The 14,048-nt window shown below is 59.6% G+C and carries 9 protein-coding genes and 4 pseudogenes; 4 read left to right on the plus strand and 9 right to left on the minus strand.

Annotation, left to right across the window (positions count from 1 at the left end; all coding sequences use genetic code 11):
* Positions 1-30: 30 nt before the first annotated feature.
* The 6 genes and pseudogenes from tnpB (BcanWU425_RS32790) to BcanWU425_RS37635 all read right to left on the minus strand — a co-directional run.
* Entirely contained in the window at positions 31-378 is a 348-nt protein-coding gene (tnpB, locus tag BcanWU425_RS32790; protein ID WP_231188497.1) for an IS66 family insertion sequence element accessory protein TnpB, read from the minus strand.
* Complete coding sequence (gene tnpA / locus BcanWU425_RS32795) at positions 375-770, minus strand: IS66-like element accessory protein TnpA (RefSeq protein ID WP_231188495.1); 396 nt, start codon at positions 768-770, stop codon at positions 375-377. The genes tnpB (BcanWU425_RS32790) and tnpA (BcanWU425_RS32795) overlap by 4 nt, the downstream gene beginning before the upstream one ends.
* Positions 771-858: 88 nt before the next feature.
* Positions 859-1,268 (minus strand): annotated as a pseudogene (locus tag BcanWU425_RS32800) (ArdC-like ssDNA-binding domain-containing protein); the annotation flags it as partial.
* A gap of 504 nt (positions 1,269-1,772) precedes the next feature.
* A complete protein-coding gene (locus tag BcanWU425_RS32805) occupies positions 1,773-2,717 on the minus strand; it encodes an electron transfer flavoprotein subunit alpha/FixB family protein (protein WP_027514159.1) in 945 nt (314 codons plus the stop codon).
* On the minus strand, positions 2,717-3,466 hold the full coding sequence (locus BcanWU425_RS32810) for an electron transfer flavoprotein subunit beta/FixA family protein (RefSeq protein WP_018453239.1): 750 nt from the start codon (positions 3,464-3,466) through the stop codon (positions 2,717-2,719). The genes BcanWU425_RS32805 and BcanWU425_RS32810 overlap by 1 nt, the downstream gene beginning before the upstream one ends.
* Positions 3,467-4,341: 875 nt before the next feature.
* Positions 4,342-5,169: pseudogene (locus BcanWU425_RS37635) on the minus strand (CoA transferase); the annotation flags it as partial.
* A 132-nt stretch (positions 5,170-5,301) separates the two neighbouring features.
* On the opposite strand from BcanWU425_RS37635, the gene tnpA (BcanWU425_RS32820) reads away from it, so the two are divergent.
* From tnpA (BcanWU425_RS32820) to BcanWU425_RS32835, 4 genes and pseudogenes are all read left to right on the plus strand, one after another.
* Positions 5,302-5,631, plus strand: a complete 330-nt coding sequence (tnpA, locus tag BcanWU425_RS32820; protein WP_157158533.1) for an IS66-like element accessory protein TnpA — start codon at positions 5,302-5,304, stop codon at positions 5,629-5,631.
* Positions 5,628-5,912 (plus strand): IS66 family insertion sequence element accessory protein TnpB, encoded by a 285-nt coding sequence (gene tnpB / locus BcanWU425_RS32825; RefSeq protein ID WP_231189165.1) that lies wholly within the window; start codon positions 5,628-5,630, stop codon positions 5,910-5,912. The genes tnpA (BcanWU425_RS32820) and tnpB (BcanWU425_RS32825) overlap by 4 nt, the downstream gene beginning before the upstream one ends.
* Positions 5,913-6,028: 116 nt before the next feature.
* A pseudogene (gene tnpC, locus BcanWU425_RS32830) lies at positions 6,029-7,642 on the plus strand (IS66 family transposase).
* On the plus strand, positions 7,642-7,935 hold the full coding sequence (locus tag BcanWU425_RS32835; RefSeq protein ID WP_007590556.1) for a hypothetical protein: 294 nt from the start codon (positions 7,642-7,644) through the stop codon (positions 7,933-7,935). Before tnpC ends, BcanWU425_RS32835 begins: the two are co-directional and overlap by 1 nt.
* A 49-nt stretch (positions 7,936-7,984) precedes the next feature.
* Here the strand turns inward: BcanWU425_RS32835 and BcanWU425_RS37855 are convergent.
* The 3 genes and pseudogenes from BcanWU425_RS37855 to BcanWU425_RS32850 form a co-directional block, all read right to left on the minus strand.
* Positions 7,985-8,261: pseudogene (locus BcanWU425_RS37855) on the minus strand (CoA transferase); the annotation flags it as partial.
* Positions 8,262-8,453: 192 nt separating this feature from the next.
* Positions 8,454-10,673 carry an acetate--CoA ligase family protein gene (locus tag BcanWU425_RS32845; RefSeq protein WP_231190958.1) on the minus strand — a complete coding sequence of 740 codons (2,220 nt, stop codon included), beginning with the start codon at positions 10,671-10,673 and terminating at the stop codon, positions 8,454-8,456.
* A 1,272-nt stretch (positions 10,674-11,945) separates the two neighbouring features.
* The gene (locus BcanWU425_RS32850; RefSeq protein WP_231189167.1) at positions 11,946-13,835 is read right to left on the minus strand and encodes an IucA/IucC family protein; all 1,890 of its coding nucleotides are present in this window, start codon (positions 13,833-13,835) and stop codon (positions 11,946-11,948) included.
* Between the last annotated feature and the right edge of the window lie 213 nt (positions 13,836-14,048).

Below are 14,048 nucleotides of genomic sequence, written 5' to 3' on the forward strand. Positions count from 1 at the left end.
TTTTCTTCCGCACCTCAGAACTTTTTGAGCCTATCCTGCGCTCTGTGGCCGCCACGTGTGCTGCGGATTGCGCCAGTCGATCGCCTCCAGCAGATAACTCATCTGCGCCGCGCTCAGCCCCACCACACCGCCAACCGTCGCCGGCCAGACAAAACGGCCACGGTCCAACCGCTTCGCGTAGAGCGACAGTCCAACTCCATCGTGCCACAAGGCCTTGATCAGCGAACCGCCGCGTCCGCGGAACACGAAGACATCTCCGGCGAACGGATCACGACCAAGGCTTTCCTGCACCAATAATGACAAACCCTGCATGCCCTTGCGCATGTCGGTGTGGCCGGTCGCAATCCAGATCCGGGCGTTCGAAGAGATCGGTATCATCGAAGCTCCAGAACCTGCAGCACCCGCGCCAGCGCCGCCGCATCGACGCTGGCGTCGACAATCACTCGACGATCCCTGCCGACTACGATCACCATCTGCCCACTCGGCGGTGTGGCAGCAACCGCCGGCTCGACCTCAGCGGCCAGGATGACCCGCGCAAAGCCAGATTGTTCGCTTTGAGGGCTGATCGGCTCGGGCCCGAACGCGCGACGCCATGTCATCAGCAACGAACGTGATATGCCATGGCGCCGTGCCGTCGACGATATAGCACGCGGCTCTTCAAAGCTCTCGCTCACGATCCGCAGCTTCTCGTCATCCGACCAGCGCCGACGACGACCAGTCTCGACCACCTCAAGCCGTTCAAGCTGAGTACTGCGCTTATGGCTGTCCATAAGGACTGTTACGCACCAATTGGACTAACCCAACAAGGCGGCCCTCACCGGAGGGAAACGCGACTTCGAGGTATTCGAGAATTAGACCCGTAAAGCACTTGAGGAACGGAATGGCCTGTGCTTCCTCACCGTTCTCGCTCGCGCGCCGCTTTTCGTGGACCGGTACAAACGGTTACCAGAGACAACAGTAGTCCCACGCTCGCCATTGCGGACGTGACCACCGAGGGACAGCTAGCGCCTAGTGGAAGGTAAGCCAGCTCTGGACTGTGAAGGCGCGTTCGATGGCAGCCTCCCGAGGATCAGAATATTGATGCCGCTGTATTGACGGTCGGCGCGGCGCTTTTCGGCATGGCCAACGACCCTGTCGCAGCCGGGGTACCCCAGGGCTGTACCCACGGCACTCAGCCGGCCTCAAGTTCGCCTAAACTCTTCTTGCTGATTTCGTCATAAAGGCTTGTCCGGTCCTCACCCGTGCGCCCGAAGATAGTATCTGGACATCGCTCATCTCCGCGACGGGCACCGCGAGCCTCTCTCGCAGTCTGTACCCCGTCGCGGCAAAACCCGACCAGCACTCCTAGTCTCAGCTTCTTCAGGCGGAATCGAGGTGGCGTGATTTGCGAGGCGCCGCACGCACACAAATGACGGAATGCGAAATCTGCAACGCGCTCCGCCTTCCGCTCCATTGTTCAGGACTTGTTAGTTTAGAGCCGCAGGCCCAAGTAGGCGTGCGCCAAGGGCGCGTCTTCTCAAGGCAAAATGGCACCCGGAGAGCGGGGCACACTGGTCGAATGCAGCGACGAGACGGGCTGGCCCTGCTTCGGCCGAAAGCTGACCCGAACCTTTTCGATTAAATGGCCTACGACTAGAAAGATTCGGAGAGCATGCCGGCTAGACCTCGAAATAAACGAAGCCTTGCCATCGCGCGGCAGCATTGTGAAAGATACCCCCCTCAGAAAAACAACACCGGCCGGAGTTTATAGCTTCGGCCGGTGTTTTAGCGCTTTACTTACCGAGCTTACCGAGTTCGGCCGTCAATTCCGGAACCGCCTGGTAGAGGTCGGCCACCAGGCCGTAATCGGCGACCTGGAAGATCGGCGCGTCCTCGTCCTTGTTGATCGCGACGATCACCTTGGAGTCCTTCATGCCGGCCAGATGCTGGATCGCGCCGGAAATGCCGACCGCGACATAGAGCTCGGGGGCCACGACCTTGCCGGTCTGGCCGACCTGCCAGTCGTTCGGCGCATAGCCCGCATCCACCGCCGCACGCGAAGCGCCCACACCGGCGCCGAGCTTGTCGGCGAGCGGCTCGATGTACTTTGCGAAGTTCTCGCGGCTCTGCATGGCGCGGCCACCGGAAACGATGATCTTGGCCGAGGTCAGCTCGGGACGATCGCTCTTTGCGACCTCCTCGCCGACAAAGGACGACAGGCCCGGATCGGCCGCCGCCGCGACGCTCTCGACCGACGCGCTGCCGCCTTCACCCGCTGCGGCGAAGGTGGAGGTGCGCACAGTGATGACCTTCTTGGCGTCCTTCGACTTCACCGTCTGGATGGCGTTGCCGGCGTAGATCGGGCGCTCATAGGTGTCGGGGGCGACCACCTTGGTGATCTCCGAGACCTGCATGACGTCGAGCAGGGCCGCGACGCGCGGCATCACATTCTTGAAGCGCGAGGTCGCGGGCGCGACGATGGCGTCATAGGACGGCGCCAGCGAGACGATCAGCGCGGCCAGTGGCTCGGCCAGATCGTGCGCGTAAAGCGCGCCGTCGGCGAGCAGCACCTTCTTCACACCGGCAAGCTTTGCGGCGGCGTCCGCCGCGGCCTTGGCGTTCTCGCCGGCCACCAGAACCTCGACGTCCGCGCCAAGCGCGGCCGCCGCGGTCAGGGCCTTGTTGGTCGCATCCTTGAGCGACGCATTGTCGTGTTCGGCAATCAGAAGCGTCGTCATCAGAGCACCCCGGCTTCGTTCTTGAGTTTCGACACCAGCTCGGCGACGTCCTTGACCTTGACGCCCGCCTTGCGGCCCGCCGGCTCGGTCGTCTTGAGAACCTCGAGGCGCGCGGTGAGATCGACGCCATAATCGGCGGCAGTCTTGTCCGCAATCGGCTTCTTTTTGGCCTTCATGATGTTCGGCAGAGAGGCGTAGCGCGGCTCGTTGAGACGGAGATCGGTGGTGACGATCGCCGGTCCCTTCAGCTTCACGGTCTGCAAGCCGCCGTCGACTTCGCGGGTGACCTTGAAGTCGCTGCCTTCGACCTCGAGCTTCGAGGCGAAGGTCGCCTGCGACCAGCCGAGCAGCGCGGCCAGCATCTGGCCGGTCTGATTGCTGTCGTCGTCGATCGCCTGCTTGCCGAGAATGATGAGGCCTGGCTGCTCTTCGTCCGCAATCTTCTTCAGGATCTTGGCGACCGCGAGCGGCTCGACCGCACCCTCGGCCTTCACCAGGATGCCGCGATCGGCGCCCATGGCGAGACCGGTGCGGATCGTTTCCGACGCCTGCGCCGGTCCGATCGAGACCACCACGACTTCGGTCGCCTTGCCGGCTTCCTTCAGGCGCAGCGCTTCTTCGACCGCAATTTCGTCGAACGGGTTCATCGACATTTTGACGTTGGCGAGTTCAACACCCGATCCATCGCTCTTGACGCGGACCTTGACGTTGTAATCGACCACCCGCTTTACCGGCACCAAGACCTTCATCGATCCTCTTTCACTCAATCTGGGAGGGAGTTATCACGAATTGATTGAGTCCATCCGCGTGGATCGCGACCAAAGCGCAGATTTTGTGCGCTACAGGTCATTCGGACGCAGTAAAGGGGCGGTACTCTAACTCGTCTTCCGCGTGAGGTACACGATTGGTCCAAATAGTTGCGGCTGGCGACCGATCAGCGACAGCAAATGGAAGCAAGTCGAACAATAGATCTTGCCACGGCCGAGACAGGACGGGTCGATCGCACTCTCGCGTGGAAGGAAAAGGCCCCTAAAGACCGTCCATCATGCGCCGCAAACATCCCAGCTGGTCATGACGTTAACACACTCCAGCCGCCCCCTTTGAGGCGGGCCAAAGCGCAGCCTTCGGTTTCTACGCGCTTCGAGCCGCGGACTGTCAAACCAGACCAACGCCACGTTGCAGCAACGCGTTCACAGCGAACGCCGTCTGTTAGGCGATCAGCCGTGCCGCCCTTAAGCGGCCATTGCGCCAGAACCAGTCCCGTCCTTTCACGCTTAGTCAAATTGCAGGATGTTCGAAGCGTCATTCGGGCAAGCGACCAGCTCGGCCGGGAAATAGTCCCTATGATGGCGTAGGTTAGGGCTGTGCACGATGCAGCTACGGACACAACGCACTATGGCAGCAGAGGCGGCCAAGGCGGATTCTGCAACAATCAACATCGCTGCACGAACTGCAAAGACGCCTACTTTTTTCTACTGCGACTGCGCGGACGCCCAAACCGCTGCACCAAAGCTTAATGCGACTGCCATAAGCACCGCTGGCGCCGCCGCGACCGCAGCCACTCAACTCAGGCGGTCAACACGACTTGCGTATTCTCGTCGCGCAGCGGCGGGGTGCGATATTAGGTGATCGGTGTCTCGGAGAAGGTCAGCGCGTTGCGGATCAAGGTCAGCTGGGACGAACTTGTCCTTCACACGTTCACCCGCATGCCGCGCTTGGCGACGTGCGGATCGACGAACACCTGGTAAAAGTTGGTCTACCGGACCACAAGGGACACCGCCTTCTCCAGCTTGCGGAGCCAATGCGCCACCGTGGTTTTTTGATGGAGGACCAGCAAAGATCGCCATGATTTCCTTGCCGTTGGTGACGCGATCGTTGTTCTTGAGGAGTTTCGGTTGGTAGCGAGTTCAGGTGCCTCGAGAGCGGCGCATGCCCGGGCAAACTGGGTCATTGCCGACCATCAGCATCATCTCATCGTCCGCGCAGCGAAACACACCGACTGCCAACGCACCATTGCCCCAAGTCCGCCGGCTGGGCGGGCTATCACGAATAATTTGGAGATCGTGGTTGAGCGAGGTCATCGCGGCGTCGAGCAGGGAGACATCGATGTGCTGCCCTGCCCCGCCATTGACCTCTCGGTAATAGAGGGCCGACAGGAAGGCCGATCGAGACGTTCATGCGGGTCATGTAGTCGACGATCGAAGGACCGACTTCATCGGCGCCGGACACGGCCCACCGTCCATGTGGCCGGTGACACTCATCACCCCATAGCCTGGAAGACCCCGTCATAACCGGCGCGCGGCGCATAGGGCCCGGCCTGGCCTGTGACCGACCACTAGATGATGCCGGGATTGATCTTCTTGAGGCCCCCACTCGTAGTCGAGCCGAAACGCTTGAGATCCCCAACCTCGTAGTTCTCCATGAATACCTCTACGTCTTCGGTATTCCTCCGGGGTGGGCCGCCTTGTTGAGTTGCAGGTATCCGACGAGGATCTAACTTTAAGGCTAGCCTTAAGGTCGGTAGATGCGGGTAGAGGTCCTGGGCGGGGTAGAGCGTCGTCGTCGCTGGTCTCGCGACGATAAGATGCGGATCATCGAAGAGACGCTGGCGCCCGGCGCGGTTGTGACGGAGATCGCGCGGCGGCACGGCATTTCGACGAGTTTGGTGTTCACGTGGCGGCGGCGGGCGCGCCTGGCGAGTGTCGTTTCGGCGGGACCGAAGCTTGTCCCTGTTCAGCTCACCCCGGGTGCGACCGAAAGCGTTCCATCGATTGAAGCCCCAGCGGTGATTTCGCCCCGGAGGCGCCGGGGCCTGATCGAGATCGAACTCGGTGGCGGCAAGCGTGTCAGCGTTGACGAGAACGTCGATGCTGACGCGTTGGGGCGGGTCCTTGATGTTCTGAGCCGGCGATGATCCCGATACCGGGTGGCGTCAGAGTCTGGATCGCAACCGGCCACACCGACATGCGTCGCGGCATGCAGGGTCTGGCTTTGCAGGTTCAGGAGAGCCTGAAGCGGGATCCCCACGCCGGAGATCTCTGTATCTTCCGAGGCCGGCGTGGCGATTTGGCAAAGATCCTCTGGCATGACGGGATCGGGCTGTCGCTCTATGCGAAACGCTTGGATCGCGGAAAGTTCATCTGGCCTTCGGCGTCAGGTGACGCGGTGTCGATCTCGGCGGCGCAGATGGCGTAGGGCGCAATCCACAACTGACGTGGCGGCCGACAAGGGCGGGATGAGCGAAGAAAAATGTGGAAACCCGCGTATTTTGGGGTGCCGCAAATCACTAAAACTATGATTCACTTCGTCTCATGGATGCTCATCGCGCCGCTCTTGCCGAAGAAAACGCCGCGCTGAAAGCGGAGCTGGCGGTAGCGCGGGCAAAGGCGTCGGAGGACGCCGCGCTGATTGTGCAGCAGACCTTGCGGATAGCGAAGCTCGAGCGCCAGGTTTACGGCCAGAAATCGGAGCGCTCGGCGCGGTTGATCGACCAGCTGGCGCTTACCTTCGAAGAATTGGAAGCTAACGCGACGGAAGACGAATTGGCGGCGGAGCAGGCAGTCGCCAAAACGACTACGGTTGACGGATTTACGCGCAAGCGCGCTGAGCGCAACACGTTCCCAGACCACCTTCCGCGCGAGCGGGTGGTGATCGATCCGCCGACGGCGTGCGAATGCTGCGGCGGCAATCGCTTGCGCAAGCTCGGCGAAGATGTGACCCGAACGCTGGAATCGGTGCCGCGTCAGTGGAAGGTAATCGAGACGGTGCGCGAGAAGTTCTCTTGCCGCGACTGCGAGAAGATCAGCCAGGCACCGGCGCCATTCCATGTGATCCCGCGAGGGTGGGCGGGGCCGAGCCTGCTGGCCATGCTGCTCTATGAGAAGTTCGGCCAGCATCAGCCTCTGAACCGGCAAACCGAGCGTTACGCGTTGGAAGGCGTGCCGATCAGTCTGTCGACCGCAGCCGACGCCGTCGGAGCGTGCTGCACGGTATTGGAGCCGCTGTTGCGTCTGTTGGAAGCCCACGTCATGGCATCCGAACGCCTCCACGGCGACGACACCACCGTGCCCGTGCTGGCCTTGGGCAAGTGCGATGTCGCTCGATGCTGGGTCTATGTAAAGGACGACCGCCCCTTCGGCGGCTCAGATCCGCCGGCGGCAATGTTCTATTACTCGCGCGATCGAAGGGGCGAGCATCCGCAGGCGCATCTGGCCAACTATAGCGGTATCCTGCAGGCCGACGCCTTCGGCGGATACACCAAACTCTACGAGCCCCCGCGAAGTCCTGGGCCTATCAGGGAGGCGGCCTGTTGAGTGCATGCCCGGCGCCCGTTCTTCGCCATGGCGGATCTTGAGGAAAACGCGCGACGTAAGGCTGCTGGCAAGAAGGAGATCGCCCTCTCGCCGATTGCGATCGAGATCGTGCGTCGCATCGACGCCCTCTTCGCAATCGAGCGCACGATCAATGGCCAAGGCGCCGACCACCGAGAGGCTGTCCGCCAGGCGCAGAGCGCTCCGTTGGTTGCCGATCTGGAAGCCTATATGCGTGAGCAGTGCGCCAAGCTCTCCCGCGGTCACGATCTGGCCAAGGCCATGAACTACATGTTCAAGCGCTGGGGCTCCTTCACACGCTTCCTCGACGATGGCCGCGTCTGTCTCTCGAACAACGCCGCCGAAAGAGCGCTGCGCGGCATCGCATTGGGCAGAAAGTCTTGGTTATTCTGCGGGTCCGACCGCGGAGGGCGTCGTGCCGCCGCCATGTATAGCCTCATCGTCTCTGCGAAGATGAACGACGTCGATCCTCAGGTCTGGCTTGCCGATGTACTCGCTCGCATCGCCATCCACCCCGCCCACAGGCTCGATGAGCTGCTGCCCTGGAACTGGAAGATTGCGCAACAGCAAGGCCTCGCGGCGCAGGCGGCTTGATGGGGCCCGTCAACAAAGTCAGCCACGTGTTTACCCTCGGCCATGTCGCCGAGATGCTTGGAGAAGACGAGGAATGGCTGTTCGAGGTCGCCGAAGAAATGGACCCCGAGGATGGCCAGCTATGGGTCGTGGGCGTCGGTGAAGATGGGGTGATGGCGTTCACCGATGAGGGGATCGAGAACCTCAAAGAGCTGATCGCAATCCACAAAGAGGACCCTAGCATCATCGAAAAACGCCGCCAAGTGCTCGCTGCGACGATGAAGCCGAAAACCGAGGAGTCCGACGAGCTCTAACGGTTAACTGGAAAGATCAGCGCGCTGCGGCCTACCGCGTAGGGTTACCGTCTTCGGTAAGCTGAGAGATGATCTCCCGCCCACCGGGCTTGGCGATGTTGACGGTAACCGAGTTCTTATTGCGGTTTGCGCAGAGATAGAATGTTGTTGTTCTCCTTGACCCCGGGGATCGGGTCGGTGAGGAAGTCCGAAGGCGCGCGCGTCGTCGCGTGCCGGGCCGCTCGTTTTAATCACCTCCGCGCCGATATCGCCAGCATCGGCGCCGACAAGGGCGCAGGCGAGGACACGCGTGAGGTCAAGGATAAATTGATGCCAGAAAGCGGCAGGAGTAATAGGAAGGTTTTCTCCTTAATGACTCTTCTGAGGCGGAACACGTCCGTTCGCGCCTCAAGCACCGTTCGTATACTCGCGACGCCATTGTGTTCGAATTCGATGGCCCGCATCGCCCGAAGCAGAGAATGCCCTGTTCCTGGTCAGTAGTGCTTCCACGGAAATGATCGAGCCGACTCATGCGACTCTTACGATTCGCCCTCGCGCTTCCTTGCATGATTCCGCAAGACTACGAGCGCGTCCACTGCGACCCCGCTTTTGGCAGTGAGTAAAAATGGATTGACGTCGATCGAGGCGATGCGACCATCAGCATCGGCGATCAAATTGGAAAGTCCAACTAACGCACTGATCACAGAGCCTTTGTTCAGGGCCGGCCGGCCGCGGTAGCCCTTTATCTTCACGCCGGCCTTGGTGCGACGGATCAACTTTGCGGCCTCGGTGGCATCGATCGGCGCGCCGGCGAGCGCTACGTCTTTCATCAACTCGATATCGACGCCCCCCGTACCGAATAGCACCACCGGTCCCATCTCGGCATCAAGCGAGGCGCCTATCACGAGCTCGAGATCGGCCTTGACCTGCTGCGTGATCAAAATGCCTTCGAGGTGCGGCTTCCCCTTCAATTTCTTGACACGAGCGGCGATGTCGTTGAATGCCTTTTTTACCTCGGCTGTGCTATTGAGATTGAGCACCACGCCGCCGATATCCGATTTGTGCAAAATGTCCGCGCTGACTACTTTTGCCACGACGGGAAAGCCGACCTTCTTGGCGACGCTTGCAGCCTCGTCGGCCGTCCGCGCTATTGCCTCCTTCGAGATCGGGATGCCATAAGCTTTGAGCAGCTTTTTGGAGGCGATCTCGTCGAGCGCGGCGCCGCTGGCACCATTCAAGGTCTTTTCCAGGACCGCCCGGGCCTGGGGGTTGGAAGAGGAAATAATATCCGGCACGTCCTTTTCGAGTGCGGCATAATCGATCAGCGCCTTGATTGCGCCGACCGCGCGGTCCATACCTTGCATAACAGCGATGTTAGGCAATGTCTTGCGCAAGGCAGTTGTATGTTCGGTGAAGCCCATGGACACCGGGCTGATATAGATTACGGGCTTCGTCGCGCTGCTCGCCATGCCGTTGACGATGCGCAAATTGCGCTCGCGCAATTCATGCGGCATCTTCGGCAAGTCGGCGTCAATGATGACGATGTCGATGTCCGAGTCTTCGATCATGATTTCGATCGATTTGATGTAAACTGATGGATCGACAACTGCTGCAAATCCCGCGTCCAGCGGATTGCCGATAATCGAGCCCGGCCCGAGCATCGTTGCGAGCTTCTCGCTGGCATTCTTGCTGAGTGGAGGAAAATTGAGCCCCACCGAATGGAATGCGTCAATCAAGAGCCCACGCTTTCCGCCGGACAGCGTCACCGCAGCGAGGCGGTTGCCTTTAGGCGGTTGCGCATGAACGAAACATTCGGTGGTTTCCACGAGTTCGTCGAGTCCACGTACTCGGATCACTCCCTCGCGCGTCGATATTGCATCGAAGGACTCGATGGAGCCCGCCAGCGACCCGGTGTGCGCCATGGCGGCGGCGCGTCCGCCTTCGGAACTCCCGAGTTTCAACGCAATAACAGGTTTGCCAGCAGCACGCGCTGCTTTGCAGGCATTCCGAAAGGTCTGAGCGTTTCGCACGCCCTCGAGGTAAACGACGATGACTCGGATGGAAGGATCGGCGGCGAAATATGTCATCAGATCCGGGGTCTCTAGCCCGGCCTCGTTGCCTGTGGTGACCATATAGCCGACGCCGACGCCGCGATCCTCCAACGCCTGGCGAATCATCATCACGATGGCTCCGGATTGGCCCGCGATTGCGACCGGCCCCTGCTCCATGGTGACGATCCGATCGTCGAGATTAGTGAAGAGCTTTTCGCCCGCACTCAGATTGCCGAGGCAATTTGGGCCTGTTATTGCAATTCCTGTCTCACGCACCGCGACGTTGAGTTCGGCGGCGAGCCGCTGACTCTCCTCGTCCTGCAGCTCGCTGAAGCCCGAAGTGACGATCGTTGCCGACCGAGCGCCCGCCGCGGCAGCATCCCGCACGACTTGAACCACGAAACGTGCCGGCACCAGCACAAGCACATGGTCCGGCTTTTCCGGAAGGGAAACGAAATCCTCGTAACAAGTCACTCCCCAGACCACGTCTCTCCGTGCATTTACAGGGTAGAGCCCGCCTCGATACTTGTACTTGATGAGATTGTTCCAAATGCGCTCGGCATAATTTCCCGGCTTGTCGGTGGCGCCGACCAGTACAATATTGCGCGGGTGCAGCATCGCATGAATGCCGCTAATGATATGACTCGCATCGCGCGCGGGTGCCCAATTATCGGATGAAACGGCAGTAGTCGATACGTGTGCTTCCATAATTCCAGTTCTTCCCTCTAGCTCTTCCACCGAGACTCTGTGCTTCATGGTCTCAGCTTTGCGCCTATCGCTTGCAGGGACCTCAAGACACCGCTCGGCGCTCTAAGGTGGTCGCGGGCCGACGGCTGAAGTGAGCTAAATGAGGGCACACCGATAGTACCACACAATCCTCGGCAAGGGTGCCTGCGTCGACCATAAATGCACTGCGATACACCAGTGTCCAATGCTAGAGCCCTCTTTGAACCGTGAACGCCGAGGCGCAGCGATCAACATGCCAAACAAGAGCAGCAAAATTCCAGGTAAACGCAAATCGACGCTGCATCAGGATCGAACGAAGGATCAATGCAAACAGCACGACAATCAGAACTCCGAGCAGCCGAATGGGTAAGCGTCTAGGCAAGAGACAATGGACGCCTAGTGTCGCGACCGAGTCTTGGCCTACCTTCAGGCAATCACCTCTTGTTTGTATACTAGCCGGCTCAGCGGCCGCGTTTCTTCGATGTAGGCCATCACACAGCCGAAATTCACCGCGCGATTAGACGAAAGCGACGATTTCTCGTTCGACAGGTCTCCAGACCGAGCACGGGTATGAGCGCAAGTGAGGCGGTTTGCTGAGAGATGGACAGACTGTCCCCATGCAGCGGCCGCACTACAACTCGGCTGCGGCCGAATAACCCCCGCCCGGTCAGTTTGTGCGGGGCCGCAAGTCTGCCACTTTCCGTTCTTCCGCGGCCATAACCAGAACAGGTTGCGCCTTCGTCGACTTCGTCGAACAGGTCGGCAGATCGGTGCGATGAAGGAAGGATCATCGAACTTGAGTGAGAGATAGTCAGGGCCTTCCCTCCGAGTGCTTCGACCAGACAGCCTCGATCTCGTCCGGCCGATATAGAGACGGCGGCTTGGACCGTTTTGGCTGGAGAGTTGGCCTTTGCCGAAGATACGAAAAGCCTGCCAACCCCAGAGTGATGATCTCGCCCTCGAAATCGTTGCTGGCCTTCTTACGATGTTAGCCACGTCATTTCTCCTGGCGTGCTTCAAGCCCGCGACCATCGCGGCGTCGGTTGTATGGCGATCTCCACTCGCGGTTTAGTCTGCGCATCGTAGATCCTGTCTGAAGGAGGAAAACACTTCTTCAGCTCGCTCCGCACCGACACTTATGGCCAACTCCACTTTCGAGCGGACGATAAGCTCAAATTTAAACGCCCGAAACCGGTAGTTCGCGGCGAGTTGCAGCTATGTGACAGGTCCGAAGCCACGAGACGCCGCAGGGCATTAACGTTTCACTCCCGCCAGCGGATTTGTTAACTCGTGCTCAACTCGAAAGTCCCGATAGCGCTCCAGATGCATCCTTAGCACCGAGCGGGTCCGCCAGGGATCGTCAAGAAACGCCTTGCGTTCTTCGAGCCAGAATGCATCCGACATCATGCGCGGCCTGAGCGCGTCAAAGACTGCCTCGGTTTCTTCCCGTAGGATGTGCCAAAAGCATGTGCCTGACGGTTTATAAATTTCGTTGAGGCACAGTGCGACCTCATGAAGGTGGCAGACGAAGCACGCGTCGATGACGAATGAGCGCACGATACTGATATCGTCGTCAAAGGCCGTTGGTAAGATCCCCGTCCTAGTGAAGGGCTTGAGATCGTACCCTCGCTCCTTGAGCAGGGGAACAAAGCTGCGGGCGTCGCCGAAATCACGGAGTAGCAGTTTTTTAGGCCGGCCGATTTGGTCGAATAGAATTGTACTGTTCTGCTGATGCGCCTCAACAGCTAGTCCGTAAAGCAGATACATGGTGAGTATCGGCCCGATCACTGTCCTCACATAGGCACGGAAGAACGAAGACACGAAGGCTTCGTTTTCACCGCTGCCTCTCGCAATCAATTCGCAAATGAGCGGGCGACCGTCGATCGGGCTCGCCGTAAGGAGCGCTGCCACAGTGACCGGTAATAGTCCATCATTTCGCGTCAATGCACCGGAGTTGCGGTAGACAACTGAAAGAAAGCGGCCCGGATGCTCGTCGCCTGTTACGGGGTGGCAAAGGATTGCCCCCAGTTCTTCTGTGAAGATCTCGAACCCGTCCGAGAGGCACCGCTCATTTGATAGAATTTCAGAAATCAAAGTGCTGAGACGCGGTCCCATGTAAATTGACTTGGCCTGCAGAATGCGCTGCTCGCTGGTCATCCAAATCGCCACCGGCAATTTGATAAACGGTCTCGGCTCCTGAGTGTCCGGCAGCATTGTGCGGAACGACATTGACGGCAGCGTTACGATCTCCGGGCCGTTCGGGTCGAAAACTCCGGAACTTATCTCGGAGGCGAATTCACGTCGCAGACAATTGTCTAGGTGCCAGATATGGACAGGCAGGGGCAGCCAGTCCTCAGCGGACTTTCCACGTTTGCTCAAGCTTTCGGCCCATTCGCACGAGAGCTCCGGGAAGTTTTGCGAGAACCATTCTGAATAGCTGCCGACATGCGGCATCTTCTCCACATAGCACCATTCTTTGCGTAACGCGGCTATTCGGACGCGCACGCGAGCACCGAACTCAGGCGACAAGGCAGCGACGTCCTGGGGCGGCAGGCCGGATTTGGCCTTCCATGTCGGGTAGAAGGGGTGACCCTCCAGCGCTCCCCACTGATCGAGAGCAATTGCGCTCAGGTGCGGCGGCAGATTCTGGAGATACTCTAGGAAATCCCGGGCTCCTGCTTCGGCTATTTTAGCTCGAAGCTCTGCGCTCCAGTGTTCCCGGTAACTACGTGCGAGGGCGTCGTTACGCATGCTGTCCTCGACGTCACGGATTAGACGCTGAACGTCGTCCGTTGCGGGCGTGATTGCCAAAGCGGGCGCGATCTGTTCGATGAGATCGGAAGGATTGTCGATCCGGTAGCGAGCGCCGGTCTCGTCTATTACTTCGATTGAACCTCGATTTTGAAACGTTCCGGCAGGCGCACGGTGCAAATCCGTAAAATGCAGGACTTCGCGTGATCGCCAAAGGGGGAGCCATGCTTCGTTGCTTTCCCGAGCCCACATTAATGCATCGGGGTCAAGAAGACGCTCGGCGAATAGACAGCGGACCAGCCGGCGGATGGCATTGCGCGATGCGCCCAACCAAAGCTGCGAGGTGCGCGCCTTAAACCCCGCGTCTGCCGAAGAAGCCGTCCTCTCCTCCATCACACTTCCTCCAGCAAAATGGCAATCAAACAGGCCGACGCGCTCTCCGTGAAGAACGCGGCGCGGTAGCTGAGCGGCTCACTAGGTTTTTGCGGGAATGGCCTCTTCGAGTTTCGCGGCCAGTTACATGAGCTGCGACTTGAGAGGTCAATGCCTCGGGCTGACATCAGCCCCAGAATTCGAAACACCTTCAACCTGATGCGACAGAGCAGG

This window comes from Bradyrhizobium sp. WU425, from assembly GCF_021052305.1.
Taxonomy (GTDB): domain Bacteria; phylum Pseudomonadota; class Alphaproteobacteria; order Rhizobiales; family Xanthobacteraceae; genus Bradyrhizobium; species Bradyrhizobium canariense_D.